The organism is Dysgonomonas sp. HGC4, assembly GCF_001261715.1.
GTDB lineage: Bacteria > Bacteroidota > Bacteroidia > Bacteroidales > Dysgonomonadaceae > Dysgonomonas_A.
In genome coordinates, this window is sequence record NZ_CVRU01000100.1 from 55,257 (window position 1) to 73,257 (window position 18,001).

Sequence of the window (18,001 nt, forward strand, 5' to 3'; positions counted from 1 at the left end):
TGATATACTTTCTTATTGATAACAAGCTTATTTCCGTTGTATTTAGCAAACATTAAAAGGTCTAAAGTCTTAATATGAATAGTAACAAAATGAGATTGATGTTTTTTACGTTAGCTCTATTCTTGGGTGTGATTCCTACTGTGTTTTCATTTGAAAAATCGAAAATGGATAGTCTTTTTTCTGTTATAGAGAATAATGACAAAGGGATGGGCAGCATTTCTATCTTTCATGACGGTAAGGAAGTTTATAGTAAGAGTTACGGGTATTCTAATATTGAAAATAAGACCAATGCAAACTCCGATACTAAGTATAGGGTAGGGTCTGTGTCGAAAACATTTACTGCCACTATAATAATGAAATTAGTGGAAGATAAGAAGTTGACTCTGGATACTAAGTTAAGTAAATATTATCCGCAGATAATAAATGCCGATGATATTACAATTGAAGATTTGTTACGACATAGAAGCGGCATATTTAACTTTACGAATGCTCCTGATTATTTAGAATGGCATATGATGCCACTGTCTAAAGAGCAACTTTTAGATAAAATGGTTTCTTATGGGAATTCGTTTAAACCGAATGAAAAAGCCGAATATTCAAACTCCAATTATGTTCTGTTGACTTTTATAGCTGAGGATGTTAGTCATAAAACATTTTCGGACTTGCTAAGTGAATATATAATAAAACCATGTGGTTTGAAAAATACTTCGCTAGGATCAAAAATAAACAAAACGAAGAATGAAGCTGACTCGTATACCAAACTTGGAGAGTGGAGACTTGAAAAAGAGACTGATTTGAGTTTTGTATTAGGTGCAGGAGCTATAATTTCTACTCCTACGGAGTTAAACATTTTCTATAATAAGCTTTTTGACGGAAAAATAGTCGATCAAAAAAGTTTGGAGTTGATGAAGACTATAAAATATGGATTTGGAATAGGATTATTTCAAGTTCCCTTTTATGATCTGAAAGGCTTTGGACATACAGGAGGGATAGATGGCTTTCAGGCAAATGTGTTCTATTTTCCAGAGCAAAAGGTTTCAATTGCTTTAACCTCTAATGCTGTAGACTTTCCATTAAATGATATAGTGCTTGGTGCTTTAAGTATCTATTGGGATAAAGAATACAAAGTTCCGGTATTTGAAAAAGCGGTTACTCTAAAATCGGAAGATCTGGATAAATATCTGGGAGTCTATTCTGCTCCGAATTTCCCTATAAAACTAACAATAAGCAAAGAAGGGAATATTCTGAAGGGGCAAGGTACAGGGCAGCCTGCGTTTGCGTTGGAGTGTTTCGACGTAAATAAATTCAAATTCGATCAGGCTAAACTTAAAATAGAATTTTACCCTGACGAAAATAAAATGATTTTAAAACAAGGTGGTGCAGAGTTTAACTTGAAGAGAGAATAACTCACATTACTGAATATAAATAGTTGAAAATTGAAGGTATGAAGAAAGTTTTTATAGCATTCGGACTATTTCTCATCTCGGGAGTTGCTGTTATGGCACAACATATCGAGTTTGAGGAGTTTACTCTGGATAATGGATTACATGTTATTTTGCAGCAAGATAAATCGGCTCCCGTAGTTACTACGTCCGTAATGTATCATGTGGGTGCTAAGGATGAAAATCCCGATCGTACAGGTTTCGCTCACTTCTTTGAGCATCTGTTGTTTGAAGGTACAGAGAATATTCCTCGCGGACAGTGGGATAAAATTCTGGGTGCAAACGGTGGGCAGGGAAATGCCAATACCGATGACGATAGAACGTATTATTATGAAACTTTTCCTTCTAACAATTTACAATTGGCTTTGTGGATGGAATCGGAGCGTATGTTTCATCCTGTAATCAATCAGATAGGAGTAGATACTCAACGCGAAGTAGTGAAAGAAGAGAAACGAATGAGAATGGACAACGCACCTTATGGAGGTCTTTGGGAAGTAATCAAGAAGAATCTGTTTACAAAACATCCTTACCGTTGGGCTCCAATTGGTTCGATGGAGCATTTAGATGCTGCCACCTTGGACGAATTTAAAGCTTTCTTCAAAAAATACTATGTTCCAAACAATGCTGTATTGGTAGTTGCTGGAGATTTTGATACTAAACAAGCAAAGGAATGGATTACCGACTATTTCGGAACTATTCCAAGAGGAGCGGATGTTATTAAACAACAATTTGTAGAAGATCCTATTACTACACAAATTAATGCTACTCACGAAGATGCTAATATTCAGATTCCGATGTTGCTTAATGCATATCGCATGCCTTCGATGAAGGAGCGTGATGCTCGGGTTTTAGAGATGATATCTTCGGTGTTGAGTGGAGGTAAAAGTTCGAGACTTTATAAAAGACTTGTAGATAAAGATAAACTGGCTTTGGAGGCTGGCTCATTTAATCTGGCAGAAGAAGATTACAGTGCATATATTGTATATGCGTTGCCAATGACAGGTAAAACATTACCCGAAATTCAAGTGGTTATAGATGAAGAGGTAGCTAAATTGCGTACTGAGCTAATCTCGGAAAGAGAGTATCAGAAATTGCAGAATCAGTTCGAAAATGCTTATGTGAGTCAAAATGCAACAAGTGAAGGTGTAGCACATAGCTTAGCCGAATATTATTTGTTATATGGCGATGTTAAACTTATCAATAGCGAAATAGATATTTACAGATCGATAACGAGAGAGGAAATCAGAGATGTGGCTAATAAATATTTGCAGCCAAATCAACGACTGGTACTTGATTATCTTCCTAAAAAATAAAGTTTCATTATAGCTAAAGTCAATCAAAGGTCTCAGACCTTTTTATTGCTGTGTCTCGGCTAATAACCGTAGGCAGTTATGTTGATAAAACATAGTATTAAATATTTAGCATTACTTAAAAGAATAGAAAATGAAAAAAATATTATATATAGCTGTTGCATTTGTAATATCTCTGTCTTTGCAAGCACAGATAGACAGATCGGTACAGCCCAAACCGGGTCCCGCACCTACCATTAATTTGGGAAAACCTCAAACCTTTACATTGCCAAATGGGTTGAAAGTATTGGTGGTCGAAAATCATAAATTACCAAGAGTAACATTCTCTTTGTCGCTAGATAATCCTCCATCGGTTGAAGGAGCTATCAAAGGTGTTGATAACCTGACCAGTTCTTTGATGGGCAATGGTACATCAAAAGTAAGTAAGGATGAGTATAACGAACAACTCGATTTCTACGGAGCATCCATAGGGTTTAGTGTTCATAATATTGGAGGTACAACCTTATCAAAATATTTTCCCGAAGTGCTTACATTAGCATCTAAAGGGGCACTTGATCCTTTATTTACGGAAGAAGAACTTGAAAGTGAAAGAGCTAAATTACTTGACAATATTAAAGTTCAGGAGAAGAGTGCAAGTGCTATTGCTGCACGAGTGCAAGATGTATTGTTGTATGGTAGAAATCATCCGAAGGGAGAGTATCTGACCGAAGAATCTATCAACAAGATAACATTGGCAGATGTGAATAAGTACTATCAACAATATTTTGTACCCGAAAATGCTTATTTGGTAATAGTGGGAGATGTGAAGTTTGATGAGGTAAAGAAACTAGTTACAGAAAATTTCTCTTCGTGGAAAAAAGCTTCAGCTCCTAAGAGTGTTTATACTGAGCCTGTGAATCTGACAGAAACCAAAATAGGATTTGTAGATGTGCCAAACGCTGTTCAGTCTGAAATTTCGGTTAATAATATTGTGAATTTGAAAATGACTGATCCCGATTATTTTGCTGCTCTCTTGGCTAATTATATTTTAGGTGGAGGTAGCGATGGATATCTGTTTATGAATCTTCGAGAAGGTCATGGCTGGACTTACGGGGCTTATTCGAGCCTATCGGGCGATAAACGTACTTCTGATTTTTCGGCATCTGCTGCTGTGCGTAATGCTGTGACAGATAGTGCTTTGGTGGAAATGTTGAATGAAGTCAAAAGAATACGTACAACTCTACCTTCGGAGAAAGAGCTTGAGTTGGCTAAGGCAAAATACATTGGTAATTTTGTGATGAATGCAGAGAAGCCAACAACTATTGCAAGTTTCGCACTTCGTGAAAGAACACAATCATTACCAGCCGATTTCTATGAAAATTATATCAAGAATATTGATGCAGTTACTTTAGAGCAAGTGCAGGCTGCCGCTAAAAAGTATTTTTCGGACGATGCTGCACGTATAGTTATTGCAGGTAAAGCTTCGGATGTATTGCCTGGCTTAGAGAGATTAGGTATTCCTGTTGAGTTTTTTGATAAATACGGAAATCCGACTACCAGACCCGAAGAGAAGAAAGTAGAAGAGGGTGTTACTGTAAAAGATATATTAGCTAAGTATATAAATGCAATAGGAGGCGAAGAAGCTCTTAAGGAAATAAAAACACTTTCGTATACATCAACAGCCAGCATACAGGGACAAGAGATAACTCTGTTAAAGAAAGCGACTGCGGATGGAAAATCGCTTCAAATCATAACAGGTATGGGGATGACTTTGCTAAAAACTGTATATGATGGTAAAACAGGGTTTGTAGAAGTACAGGGGCAACGCAAAGATATGTCGGCCGAAGATTTGGCTGATTTAAAATATTCTGCTATTTTCCCCGAATTGTTGATGGTTCAATCTTCTACTATTGGAGTCACAGGAATTGAGAATCTAAACGGGGCGGATGCCTATAAATTAGTTGACGGTTCTATCAGTTACTATTATGACGTAAATAGTGGGTTGAAGGTTGCCGAAGGTGTGAAGAAAGAAGTTGCTCCAGGTCAGGAAGTCGATCAAATCGGTTTTTATAGTGATTACAGAGAGATTTCGGGAGTGAAGATACCTTACAAATCAACAATGAATGTGGGAGTTGAAATAGAACTCAATGTTGTGGATGTGAAGGTGAATGAAGGTGTTTCTGATACCGATTTTCAATGATTCACTTCATAGAATGATAAACAAGACTCAGGTCGTAAATACTTAAGAGTACTTAATATAATAAATAGAAGCCTTGAATCGGTATCCCGAATCAAGGCTTTTTTGTATTTTTGTATTACAAGAAAAAGGAGAAAATTTTGACGCCATCTATAGATACATCCAATCCCGAATTTAAGAATGCATTAGACTTGATAACCCGTACCCGTCAGTCTGTTTTTTTGACAGGAAAAGCAGGTACAGGAAAATCTACGTTCTTAAAACATTTGTGTGATATAACGAAGAAAAAATATGTGGTGCTTGCCCCAACGGGTATTGCTGCCATAAATGCCAATGGATCTACGATTCATTCATTCTTTAAATTGCCTTTCCGTCCGATGTTACTCGACGACCAGGATTTGAGTTTGGTTAATGGACGTATATTTGAATTCTTTAAATATAAGAAAGATCATAGAAAGCTGATTCAAGAGGTTGAGCTTATTATTATTGATGAGATTTCGATGGTACGTGCTGATATGATCGATTGTATTGATCGTATTCTACGTGTGTACTCCAATAATATGCGTACTCCTTTCGGGGGGAAGCAATTGGTCTTCGTGGGTGATGTTTTTCAGTTAGAGCCTGTTGTTACAAGCGATTCTAAAGATATTCTGAGTAGGTTTTATCCTAATCCCTACTTCTTTTCGGCTAAAGTATTTTCCGAAGCTAAATTGGTCCCTATTGAGTTTACCAAGATATACCGTCAGACTGATCGAGTCTTTATTTCTATTCTCGATAAAATAAGAACAGGAGTAGTAGGTTCGGCAGAGATGCAGACGTTGAATACAAGGTTTCAGCCCTCATTTAATCCTTCGGAAGACGAGATGTATATTACATTGGCTACACGTCGTGACAATGTTGATTACATTAACGAAAAGAAAATGGCTGAATTGGAAACTCCCGAGTTTATCAGTAATGGTACAATAGACGGAGATTTCCCCGAATCGAGCTTACCAACTGCCAAAAACTTGTTATTGAAGGAGCATGCACAAGTAATGTTTATTCATAACGATGTTCAATGGCCTCGACGTTGGGTTAACGGAACCTTGGGAGTAGTGTCCAACATCGATGAAATGGACAATGTCTATGTCTTGTTGGAAGACGGCAAAGAAGTATTGGTTGATCTCGAAACTTGGCGAAATTACAGATACAAGTACAATGAAGCAGAGAAAAAGATAGAAGAAGAAATAATAGGCACTTTTACTCAGTTACCACTTAAAGCGGCTTGGGCTATCACTGTGCATAAAAGTCAGGGATTGACCTTTAGCCGAGTGATTGTCGATTTCAACGGGGGAGTTTTTGCAGGAGGTCAGGCTTATGTTGCCTTAAGTAGATGTACCTCATTGGAAGGTATGGTTTTGCGGAAGATGATAAGCAGATCAGATGTATTTGTTCGTCCAGAGATTATAGAATTCAGTCGTCAGTTCAATAATCAACAGTTGATCGAAAAAGCCTTGAAAGAATCCGATGCCGATTATCTGTATGGTAAGACGGTAAGCGAATTCGAAGATCGTAATTTCGAAGAGTGTATCGATACTTTCTTTAGAGCAATACGTGCCCGTTATGATATTGAAAAACCTCTATCGAAACGATTTATTCGTCGTAAGTTGAATGTTATCAATGAGCTTGAACAACAAAATAAATTGTTGATCAGTAAAATGCTGGAGCAAAGAACAGCTTTGCATAAGTATGCCGAAGAATATTATTTGTTGGGTAACGAATGTATTGTTTCTTATAAAGATACAAGAGCTGCTTTGGCTAACTTCAATAAGGCACTCGATTTAGATCCCACATACGTAGATGCTTGGGTACGCAAAGGGGTTACTCTATACGATTTGACGGATTATTATGAAGCCGATGTTTGCTTTAATAAAGCTGTAAGCCTTAGTCCAATGTCGTTTAAAGCTCTATACAATAGAGGTAAGAATAGAATAGCCATGGAAGAATACGAATTGGCTATAAACGACTTAGATCGTGCTTCTGTAATTAAACGCGACCATGCCCCTTGCCACGAGTATTTGGCTCAGTGTTATTCATCTATCGGTAATGAAGAATTGTCTATAAAACATCTGATGATTGCCCGCGAAATAAAGGGTATTGATCCTGATGAGGATTAAGGTCTCAGAATATTTTATTATTTTACGAGGTTATAATCATATTAATATATACTTATGGAACTAATATATCAAGAAAACTGTGATAATATAAATTGGGAAGAAGTTCCTCAATTGCTCGAAAAAGTAGGAATGTCATTTGTTGATGTTGAAAGACATCGTATTTCGTTCGAAAATAGCTTTGCCGTAGTCTTTGTTTTTGATAAGAAAAAAATGGTTGGTATCGGACGTAGTATTTCGGATGGAGTACGTCAGTCGGCTTTGTACGACATAGCAATCGATCCTACTTACCAAGGTTGTGGAATAGGTCGTAAAGTAATGGATAGATTGGTGAATGCGACTCCCGATTGTAATTTTGTTTTATACGCTTCGCCCGGAAAAGAAGACTTTTACAGAAAGCTCGGATTTAAGAAAATGAAGACAGGAATGATGCTTTTTGCTGATCCTAAAAGAATGGAAGATGGAGTTTTTGTTGATAAATAAGTTAATTTAATGATGAAAATATTATCTTTGTAGATATAACACAATAGAAATCTGATTTTTATTAGAATTATTTTATTAATGGTAGACAAAAAACATAATTAAAAATGACAAAACGGTATCCTACAGCAGAAGTTCTTGCACAAGCTAATGATACTTTCTTGGACAGTGTTTCTGTCGACTGTGTGATTTTAGCTTTTCATCAAGGTAGTTTAAAAGTCCTTCTCAATAAATTTAAAATAAGCGATAAATGGATGTTGCCCGGCGGATTTGTTCATATTGATGAAGATGTAGATGATGCAGCAAATCGTATTTTGAAATTTAGATTAGGTATTGCAAACCTCTATTTAAAACAATTTCATCTTTTTGGTAGTTGCGATAGAACAAGAAAAGAAGAAAGCTTAAAGATGTTAGACTCTTGGGGTATAACACCCGAAGATGGGCATTGGTTTCTAAAACGATTTGTATCGATGGGGTATTATGCTCTTGTAGAGTATAATAAGGTGTCAATAAGTGTGGATGAAGCAGTTGAGGAAGTGGGCTGGTATGATTTAGATAAATTGCCCGAACTCTATGCAGACCATCGTTTAATAGTAGAAAAAGCAATTAATACAATTCGTATACAAATTGGTATTGTACCAATTGGTTATGAATTATTGCCGGAAAAATTTACAATGCCTGAGCTTCGTTTGATTTATGAGGCTATCTTGGGTTATGAACTCGATCGACGCAATTTTCAACGTAAAATGTTGTCTGTGGGTTTAATAAATCGATTAGATGAAAAACGTAAGAATGGTGCTCATAAAGCTCCTTACCTGTATTCGTTCAATAAAGAAAAATATAAGGAAGCTAATTTGGGAGGAGTTCATTTGATGCCTTGGACGCATTGATTTAGGATTATTTTCCTATAAAATATATAAGACAGATATCATTTCTAATGGTATCTGTTTTTTATTATGTAAGTTTTGGAGTTGTCTTCCGTTCCGAAATGATTAATAGTCCGATAACCGTTAGTAATCCGTTCAGCATTAAAATTTCATATCCTACCTTATAGTTAAAGGAAGCCGCTAATGTTTCTTCTATGAGATAACATATAATAGGAGTGAGAATACATACTATGGGTGCAAATTTATCCTTAATCTGCACTTTCGTAAATAGACCCAGACCGAATAGTCCGAGGAGTGGACCATAGGTATAAGATGCTACCTTATAGATGGTGTTCAATATATTGTCTTGCCCAATGTGATGGATAAAAAGAATCACAAGGATAAAGACAATACTCATGCCTATATGAACTCTTTTTCGGGTGGTATTTGCCTCTTTATCGTTATTCTGATTCATGCCAAGGATATCTACGCAGAAAGAGGTTGTAAGCGATGCCAGAGCCGAATCGGCATTGGCAAACGAAGCTCCTATAATACCAATAGTAAAGAAGATGAGACAAGGCAAGCCCAGATAATTACTTACCAGATAGGGTAGTATTTCGTCCGAAACAGTTGGCAATGTAATGCCTTGTTGTGAGGCAAAAACTAATAGAAGAATACCTAACGACAGAAAGAGAAAATTGATCGGGGTAAATAAAAAGCCGTAGGTGAGCATATTCTTGCGGGCATCTTTCAGGTTTTTGCAAGTCAGGTTCTTTTGCATATTATCCTGATCGAGTCCCGTCATAACGATGACAATAAATATACCACTGAAAAACTGTTTGAAAAAGTTCAAAGGGCTTTTCCATTCAAAATGGAATATTTTAGAATGTGGACTGTTTGATATAGTACTTATGGCTTCTCCTAAATCGAGTTTTAATAGCGATGATACCTGCCATATGATAAGGATAGCAGCTATAATAAAGCTCAGAGTTTGTAATGTATCTGTCCAGACAATTGTTTTGATTCCACTTTTTCTAGTATATATCCAGATGAAAAGTATGATGCCACTAACAGTCATCCAGAAAGGAATATGCCAATGATCGAATACGAGAGTCTGCAATATAAGTGCTACCAGATACAATTTTGCAGCAGAGCCTATAATACGAGAAAGGATGAAGAATGAAGCTCCCGTTTTGTACGAGTAATTACCAAACCGTTGATCGAGGTAAGTATAAATTGAGGTAAGATTGAGCTTATAATAAAGAGGCAGAAGCAGGTAGGCAACGACCAGATATCCGAAAAAGAATCCGAATACCATTTGCATATACGACATATTAAATGCTCCAACCATTCCCGGTACCGAAACAAATGTAACGCCCGAAACACTTGTTCCTATCATTCCGATAGCAACAATATACCAAGGTGATTTTCGGTTGGCTACAAAGAAAGCATCGTTATCTGAGCTTCCTCTGCTAATGAGAACAGATATGAGGTATAATATTCCGAAGTAGGCTGCAAATATGATTAAAATAGTTGTTCCTATCATAGCCTATTATGTAAGTGTATGTATTTAATTCTGTATTTATTATTTACAGGGGAAATCTATTGCCTGTCTTCTTGGAGTGAGCAGATAGGTTTTCCCCTACACCAAAATTTCAAATAGGTTTGAGACTTTATAGGCTCATGAAATATTCGGTTAGTTCTTTCATGCTGTCAAATTTGTGTGCATAAGAATCTGTTGTACCAAATCCCCATGATGCAAATACAAAAGGAACGTATGCTAGATCGGATTGTTTTCTATCTGAATCGGTATCACCTATATACATGGGTGCTTTGAGATTATACCTGTCAATCAATGTTTTCATATTGATGTGCTTAGGTTGATGGTTAGAACCATATTCGATATAATCGCAAAAGTATTGTTTAGTTTGGGTATATATCATAAAGTCGCGAATGCTTCCTTTCTGACAATTACTCAACATAAACAATTTGTATTTTCTTGATAATTGCTCAATACCTTCCAATACATCGAGATAGATATTTCCGCCCATTTTGGGTAGTAATTCATCCGTTTTCACGATAATATTCTGATAGATTTGCTCAATAGTTTCTTCTGGCAACTCGGGGAACATCACTTTGTATATTTGCTTTGCTTCCATGCCCATATAGCCTTGTATATCTTGTTTTGTTAAGGGTTTATCTATTATTCCCATTTCTTGCAAAACTTGTGTCCAGCTATAAGCATAAGTATCTACGGCATCCCAAAGAGTACCGTCCATGTCAAAAATTAAACTATCAGGCTTCATTTATTTATAAGTAAAAGTAAATATTTAATGATATATTCTCTGAGTATAGCTTTACCATATTACTAACCAAAGCAATAAAGAGTCTGCAACTTTAGAATGCGGCTCAAAAGTACTCAACAAAAACGGATTGAACAAGCTCAATAGTCTGTGATCCGAATTTTAACTTAAGCTGAAAGGTGATGTCAGATTATTTCTGTAAATTTGAGGAAAGATAAGGTTTCAGACCTTCTATTACCTTGATAGATACAAAAAATTGAAGTAGTTATCTTTGTAAAATGTAATGTGAAATATTTACATTTCTTATAATCAAATTGTTATGGCTTTTTTGACCCCTTCTTCTATCTTATCCGAAATTGTGAGCGTTAACTACTTATTGATACCCGTTATCAATCGATTTGGTATTAAGTTAGGATTAGGAGATAAATCAGTTAAGACTATTAGTGAAGAATACAATCAGAATATGGATTTTTTTCTAACTATTCTGAATACGTATCTCAATGAAGATTATTTTCCGGAGAAGAAGTTGCAAGAGTTTGAAATAGATCTTGTTACTGATTATCTAAAACGGACTGATATGTATTATATTCATGGTCAGATAACTAATATAGAGAAACACCTCAATGCTCTGATTGCGACGAGCGACCCCAATAATAAGCAGTTAGAACTTATTCGTAAACTTTTCATTCGTTTTAAAGATGCATTAATTCATCGCATCGACAATGGTTTGCTGGATGATGATACCTCGCAGGCTCTATTATTAGACTTAAAGAATATTCTGATAAAGCATATATCAGGTAGTTTTAATGAGAACCTTTGTTATGCTGTTGTGTTTTCTGTTGATAGTTTACTGAACGATTTGACTAAGCACAATCGAATAAGAGAGAAGATATTAAAACCGATGATTGCAGAGTTATCGGAAGCGGGTATTGATGATTGGCAAAGCTTGATTGGTAAACCAAAATCGCATCAATTATCGGATGAATCGCATACTATTTCTCCTCGCGAATTGGAGGTTTTAAAACTGATAGCTCTTGGCTTATTGAATAAGGAGATAGCTGATCGTCTTAATATCAGTTTAAACACAGTCCTTTCTCACCGTAAAAATATTACAGCGAAATTGGGTATTAAAACCGTTTCGGGACTTATTTTCTACTGCATCAGTCATGGATATATTTCTGCTGACGAAATAGAATTGTGATTGATATACAGTTTTATTGCATCATTGTATAGTTCTAACGAACGTTAATCTATAACTCAGCCAAAGCAATAAAAAGGTCTGCGACCTTATGAGAATAGTATCGTTTTATTCTTGTAAACCAATACTCTACGATTGATATGGTATTCGATACCATGAGACAGAACAATCTTTTCCAAATCTTGCCCTTTACGTACTAAATCAGATATACTGTCGCGATGCGATATGCGTGTGATATCTTGCTCTATGATAGGACCTGCGTCTAATTCGGTGGTTACATAGTGGCTTGTTGCTCCAATAATTTTCACACCTCTTTCGTAAGCTGCATGATAAGGTTTTGCTCCAACGAAAGCGGGTAAGAACGAATGATGTATATTGATAATCTTATTTGGATATTCTTTTATAAACTCATCTGTAAGAATTTGCATATAGCGTGCAAGGACGATGAAATCAACTCCTTTTTCTTTGAGTAAAGCCTTTTGTTTGGCTTCCATTTCATCTTTGTTTTCTTTGGTGATTTTGATTACGTGATATTCTATTCCGAATCGCTCGGCAACCCATCTAAGGTCTTCGTGATTACTAATGATTAGAGGTATCTCTACATTCCATTCACCTGCTGTATAACGTGCCAGTATATCGAATAAGCAGTGTGACATTTTAGATACAAAGACAGCCATCTTAGGCGTATAATCATTGAAGTATAATCTGAATGTCATCTCAAATTTATTGGCATACATCGTTTGAAAGTATTCGCCAATTTTATCTTTAGGGATCAGAAACTTTGTTATATCCCATTCAACACGCATAAAGAAGATATCCTCTTGCTTGTCAACATGTTGTTCGAGTTGAATAATATTTCCTCCATTTACACAGATAAAATCAGTAACAGCAGCCACTAAACCCGGCTGATCGGGAGAGTAAATTAAAATAGTAGCACGAGAATCTTTCATTGTACGAATCGTATTTTATAGTATGTAAACTTTTTGAGTTTTATTCTGAATCACTTGATGTGTAAAAGTATAGGTCGGTAAATATATCTTCATTTACTTCTTCCCTATATTTTTCAATCCATTCTTTATAGAAATATTCGGTGTATAAAACACCGGCTTCTAATGTATACCGTGCGAAAGGTTTACCTATTATTGGGTGTTCCTTTAGACCGAATGTTTGAGATGTTCCGTTATCGAATTTGCAATCCATATTGTTTGACCAGATAAGAATTACTTCTTGTTTATTGACAACTTGTACAGGATAGTAGTATACGCATTGCCCATGGTATTTAAAAGTTATTCTTTTTTCAGAAATACTAAAGTTCACTATATCATTAGACCACGAAGCAAAAAGGGATGATTGATCCTCTATGTTAGCACCATCTTCGTCTTGTAGAACAACTTGTCCATCTTGATCTAATCGTTCAATCTTTACTGTTTTCCACTTGCCTTGTTCTCGTTCGAGAAATACTCTCGCATGAGGAGTTTTCGAAATTATGGGAGGTTCTCCGCCTTCCGTATATATAAAGACTACATCTACGTGAGCAGATAAATCATCTTTATTAATGATAGTTTGGATAGCTTTTACCTCCTGGTATGTATCTTGACTCGATGTCCAATACATATAAGCAAACTGAGGACATATGCCATCGAAGGTGTAAGCATCGCCGCTTTCAAAGACCTTATAATGAACCTTTTTTACATACTCTTCACAAGTAGAATTGCGTTTTCTTTCAGATGCTATAAACTTCTCGGAAATTGTTCCCAGTTTTCTTAACTCATTAAAATAGGGTTCAGAATCTAGCTGACACATACCGTTTTTATCCTTTGCTATATGTGCATCAAAAGGTATATCACGGCTTTCTGTGGCATTCAAATACCATTTATAGAATGATAAGCCGGCTTGTTCCACTTCTAAAGTCCGTGAATCATTTGAGGACTTGGTTGAAGTTGCTGAGTCAGCAGAATTTGCTTGTATTTTATTCTGATTGGCAAATGGCAAAAACAAAAACGCGATAATGAATAAGAATGCTTTAATCACCTACTTGAACCAGATTATCAATAATAAATACTTGTCTTTCGGGTGTATTCTTGCCCATATAGAAGTTTAGCATATCTTTCACTAAGTCTTCTTTTTTCATGGTCACTTTATCGAGACGTATATCTTTTCCTATGAAGTGTTGGAACTCGTCGGGCGAAATCTCCCCCAGTCCTTTAAATCGGGTAATCTCGGGATTTACACCTAGTTTATTTATCGCTGCAATACGTTCTTCGTCACTGTAACAATAGATAGTTTCCTTTTTGTTACGCACTCTGAACAAAGGAGTTTGCAGGATATATACGTGATTTTTCTTTACTAAATCGGGGAAGAATTGCAAAAAGAATGTAAGTAGCAATAATCGGATGTGCATACCATCGGTATCGGCATCAGTTGCTATAATTACTTTATTGTAACGAAGTCCGTCCAAGCCATCTTCTATATTAAGGGCAGCTTGAAGCAGGTTGAACTCTTCATTCTCATACACAATCTTTTTGGTCAGTCCAAAGCTATTAAGTGGCTTACCTCTCAAACTAAATACTGCTTGAAGATTTGGGTTACGGCTTTTGGTAATAGATCCACTAGCCGAATCTCCTTCGGTAATAAAAATAGATGTTTCATCTAAGTTATCACCTTTAGTATCATTATAGTGAATACGGCAATCGCGAAGTTTTTTATTGTGAAGATTTGATTTCTTCGCACGTTCGCGAGCCAATTTGGTAACACCTGCAATTGCTTTACGTTCTTTCTCCGAATCCAGAATCTTTTTTAATAGAGCTTCCGAAGTTTCGGAGTCTTTATGCAGATAATTATCAAGTTCTTTTTTTATAAAATCACCAATAAATTTTTGAACCGAGGGTCCGTTGGGGCCCATGTCTCTCGAACCTAGTTTAGTCTTGGTTTGCGACTCAAAAACAGGTTCTTCTACTTTTATGCTGACAGCTGCTACTATACCGCTTCGAATGTCGGCATAATCGAAGTTCTTAGCATAATATTCTTTTATAACACGCGAAACAGTCTCACGGAAAGCCGATTGATGTGTTCCTCCTTGTGTTGTATGTTGTCCGTTTACGAACGAGTAGTATTCTTCTCCGTACTGATTGGTGTGAGTTATAACGATCTCTATATCGGTATCCTTAAGATGAATGATTGGGTAGAGGGCTTCCGAAGTCATATTTTCGTTCAGAAGATCAACCAGACCATTTTTTGATAAGAATTTCTTTCCATTGTATACTATCGTTAATCCGGTATTCAGATAAACATAGTTTTTCAATAAGCTTTCTACATACTCGTCTCTGTACAGATATTCGCCAAATATAGTAGTATCGGGAATAAACTCTACCAGCGTTCCGTTGTTTTGTGTAGTTGCTTCTATTGGTGCTTCGTCAGTTACTATGGCTTTGCTAAACTCAACCCAAACCGTTTGTTTTTCTCTAAAAGCCTGAATCTTGAAGTAGGATGACAAGGCATTTACTGCCTTTATACCAACACCATTAAGACCTACTGATTTTTTAAACGCCTTAGAGTCATATTTAGCACCTGTATTCATTTTGGATGATACATCCTTCACCTTACCGAGAGGCACTCCACGACCGTGGTCACGTATAGATACTTCACCATCTTTGATGGAGACTTCTATCGTTTTTCCGAACCCCATCATGTATTCATCAATAGAGTTGTCGAGCACTTCCTTAAGAAGTACATATATTCCGTCGTCGGGAGAAGTTCCGTCGCCAAGTTTTCCGATATACATACCCGGACGGCGACGTATGTGCTCTTGCCAATCAAGAGTCTTTATGTCGTCATCTGAATAATTTTCCTGAGGTAAATTGATCTCTAATTCTTCTTCCATAGATATTCGTGTGTCAAAAATCAGCTTTCTAGCAAAGATAGTGAATTTTTAGAAAATGAATCAAGCGAACTTTATTATTAAAAAGTCCGCTTGATGTTATTTGTATTATTTGATTGCAAATATTGAGATAAATAGGTCTATCAGGCTTATATTTTTTTCGTAAATGCCCTTCTTGTTTTATGATGTTCTGCATTAAAATCATCCCAAAGTGCTGATACTTTGTTGTTTTGTTCCAATTCGGGATTGCTTTCTGCAAAATGAAATCCACTTTTGTGAGCTGAAGGTATGAAGTCGTTGAATATCATAGCATTTACTCCTTTTCCTTGATATTCGGGGGCAATACCGATTAGTAAAAGATCAATGACTTTATTACTCTTAAATTTAAGAGCTTTAAGTAAATGGTACCAACCCCTGGGGAATAATTTTCCACCTGCTTTTTGCAGTGCTAATGATAAGCTAGGCATTCCTATTCCAAAGGCAACAAGTTCGTCAGTATCTTCTTTTATGATAAGAGAAACAATATCCCATCTTAGCAATGGAACATACATTTTTACATAGTAATCTATTTGCTTCTGAGTCAAAGGTACAAATCCGTAAAGCGGAGCATATGCCTCATTCAGTAGATTAAATAGTTTATCTACATAAGGTGTTATCTGCTTTAGGTTTTTAAACTTGAGAAGTTTAAGACCATATTTATTAGCAATTATATTTGCTATACGTTGATGTCTTTCGGGTACAGCCTCGGGTACGGGAATATAGAACTCGTGCCAGTCTACATCTTTTTCGTATCCCAGACGTTCTATCTGATCCTTGTAGTAAGGGTAGCTATAAGTCGTAGCCATTGTAGATATTCTGTCATAGCCGAAAACTAGCAACCCTTCGTGATCTAGGTCTGTAAAACCCATTGGACCTTGTATGGCGTTCATGCCTTTGTTGCGTGCCCATTCTTCGGCAGTTGAGAAGAGTGCATCGACTACTTCGTTATCATCAATAAAATCAACAAAACCAAAACGTGCATGCTTTTGGTTCCATATTTCATTGGATCTGTGATTGATGATTGCAGCAATACGTCCTACAATCTTATTGTCTTTATAAGCTAAGAATAACTGTTGCTCACAGAAGTCAAATGCAGGATTCTTTTCTGAATCTAATGTACCTAATTCGTCTAATACCAAGGATGGTACATAGTAGGGACAGTCTTTGTATAAACGTATAGGAAATTTGATAAATTTCTTTTTAGAAGCTTTATCGTTTATTGGTACAATTCTTACGGACATTCTATTTGGATAATCAGAAATTACTACTTTTTGACTTTGTCGCAAAGATAAGATTTTTTACTGAAAGTGGGTTTATACTCGTTTTATTGTTGAGAGTGTATGCGTATACTTTGTCGTCTCGTGGTTGTAAATACCTTGTTGATCAACTTGTTCTATTTTTACTTTACCCGATGCATGGATAATTTTATTGTTTCCAAGAAATATCCCTACATGAGTTATACGTCCTTCTTTTTCGAAGAATAATAGGTCATTAGGTTGTGCTTCTTCTAGAGTATCTACTTTTACTCCTTCTAAAGCCTGCATACTGGCATCACGAGGCAATGCAAATCCATTCATGGCATATACTGTTTGTACTAAACCCGAACAATCTATTCCTAATATGTTTTTGCCCCCCCAAAGGTAAGGTGTATTAACGAATAGCATGGCCGATTCAATAATGTTGTCTTTATTGCTTTCGGGTAAGTATGTTACAAAAGTGGGGTGAATTTGAAATACTTTTCCACTAATTTCAAAGCTACTCTTTTCTGGATTGTAAAGGGGTAGGAGACTGCCTGCTGATAAGCGGTATATGGTTTTATCTGTTATGCAGAATATATCGGCAATAGGTACGCAAGTACGAAATACGGGATGATCTATTATCTTTTTATGAGTTTCTTCATCAATCTCAGTTAGAGATTTTGAGTCAGCCCATCCAAGATAGCCATCTCCATTGTTTCTAATTTTGACAAAAGAGTCCGATTCTTCAAGTATCTCGCATGTATCACCAAATAATAATTGAGTGACCATTTCGGATGCTTCACTGGCTTCTGATCGAATTGGTAAGGTTGTATTTAAATAAATTGCATATTTCATATTAAGTAACTTAGAGTATTTAATGATACATTCATTAGTCTGAATAAAATGTATTTTATGTTTA

The 18,001-nt window shown here is 36.2% G+C and carries 14 protein-coding genes; 7 read left to right on the plus strand and 7 right to left on the minus strand.

Features of this window, described 5'->3' with window-relative positions:
- Nucleotides 1-74: 74 nt before the first annotated feature.
- From HGC4_RS10115 to HGC4_RS10140, 6 genes are all read left to right on the plus strand, one after another.
- A complete protein-coding gene (locus tag HGC4_RS10115; RefSeq protein ID WP_050710014.1) occupies nt 75-1,406 on the plus strand; it encodes a serine hydrolase domain-containing protein in 1,332 nt (443 codons plus the stop codon).
- A gap of 38 nt (nt 1,407-1,444) precedes the next feature.
- Nucleotides 1,445-2,755, plus strand: a complete 1,311-nt coding sequence (locus tag HGC4_RS10120; protein WP_050710015.1) for a M16 family metallopeptidase — start codon at nt 1,445-1,447, stop codon at nt 2,753-2,755.
- Between the two features lie 130 nt (nt 2,756-2,885).
- Nucleotides 2,886-4,931, plus strand: coding sequence for a M16 family metallopeptidase (locus HGC4_RS10125; RefSeq protein ID WP_185099965.1), 2,046 nt, complete (start codon nt 2,886-2,888; stop codon nt 4,929-4,931).
- A 137-nt stretch (nt 4,932-5,068) separates the two neighbouring features.
- Entirely contained in the window at nt 5,069-7,084 is a 2,016-nt protein-coding gene (locus HGC4_RS10130) for an AAA family ATPase (RefSeq protein WP_050710016.1), read from the plus strand.
- Nucleotides 7,085-7,138: 54 nt separating this feature from the next.
- Complete coding sequence (locus HGC4_RS10135; protein WP_050710017.1) at nt 7,139-7,564, plus strand: GNAT family N-acetyltransferase; 426 nt, start codon at nt 7,139-7,141, stop codon at nt 7,562-7,564.
- Nucleotides 7,565-7,668: 104 nt separating this feature from the next.
- Nucleotides 7,669-8,451 carry an NUDIX hydrolase gene (locus HGC4_RS10140; protein ID WP_050710018.1) on the plus strand — a complete coding sequence of 261 codons (783 nt, stop codon included), beginning with the start codon at nt 7,669-7,671 and terminating at the stop codon, nt 8,449-8,451.
- Nucleotides 8,452-8,515: 64 nt separating this feature from the next.
- Here the strand turns inward: HGC4_RS10140 and HGC4_RS10145 are convergent, their stop codons facing one another.
- Complete coding sequence (locus tag HGC4_RS10145) at nt 8,516-9,973, minus strand: sodium:solute symporter (protein WP_050710019.1); 1,458 nt, start codon at nt 9,971-9,973, stop codon at nt 8,516-8,518.
- A 127-nt stretch (nt 9,974-10,100) separates the two neighbouring features.
- Nucleotides 10,101-10,733, minus strand: coding sequence for an HAD family hydrolase (locus HGC4_RS10150; RefSeq protein ID WP_050710020.1), 633 nt, complete (start codon nt 10,731-10,733; stop codon nt 10,101-10,103).
- 316 nt (nt 10,734-11,049) lie between these two features.
- Here HGC4_RS10150 and HGC4_RS10155 point away from each other — a divergent pair, with 316 nt between their 5' ends.
- Nucleotides 11,050-11,931, plus strand: coding sequence for a LuxR C-terminal-related transcriptional regulator (locus tag HGC4_RS10155; protein ID WP_050710021.1), 882 nt, complete (start codon nt 11,050-11,052; stop codon nt 11,929-11,931).
- Nucleotides 11,932-12,017: 86 nt separating this feature from the next.
- Here HGC4_RS10155 and purU read toward each other — a convergent pair whose 3' ends face one another.
- The 5 genes from purU to HGC4_RS10180 form a co-directional block, all read right to left on the minus strand.
- Entirely contained in the window at nt 12,018-12,878 is an 861-nt protein-coding gene (gene purU, locus HGC4_RS10160) for a formyltetrahydrofolate deformylase (protein WP_050710022.1), read from the minus strand.
- Between the two features lie 40 nt (nt 12,879-12,918).
- Nucleotides 12,919-13,959, minus strand: coding sequence for a hypothetical protein (locus HGC4_RS10165; RefSeq protein ID WP_050710023.1), 1,041 nt, complete (start codon nt 13,957-13,959; stop codon nt 12,919-12,921).
- Nucleotides 13,952-15,808: a DNA topoisomerase IV subunit B gene (locus HGC4_RS10170; RefSeq protein ID WP_050710024.1), complete on the minus strand. Its 1,857-nt coding sequence runs from the start codon at nt 15,806-15,808 to the stop codon at nt 13,952-13,954. Before HGC4_RS10170 ends, HGC4_RS10165 begins: the two co-directional genes overlap by 8 nt.
- A gap of 146 nt (nt 15,809-15,954) precedes the next feature.
- Nucleotides 15,955-17,085: a hypothetical protein gene (locus HGC4_RS10175; RefSeq protein ID WP_050710025.1), complete on the minus strand. Its 1,131-nt coding sequence runs from the start codon at nt 17,083-17,085 to the stop codon at nt 15,955-15,957.
- A 72-nt stretch (nt 17,086-17,157) separates the two neighbouring features.
- Nucleotides 17,158-17,937 carry a C40 family peptidase gene (locus HGC4_RS10180; RefSeq protein ID WP_050710026.1) on the minus strand — a complete coding sequence of 260 codons (780 nt, stop codon included), beginning with the start codon at nt 17,935-17,937 and terminating at the stop codon, nt 17,158-17,160.
- Nucleotides 17,938-18,001: the final 64 nt, after the last annotated feature.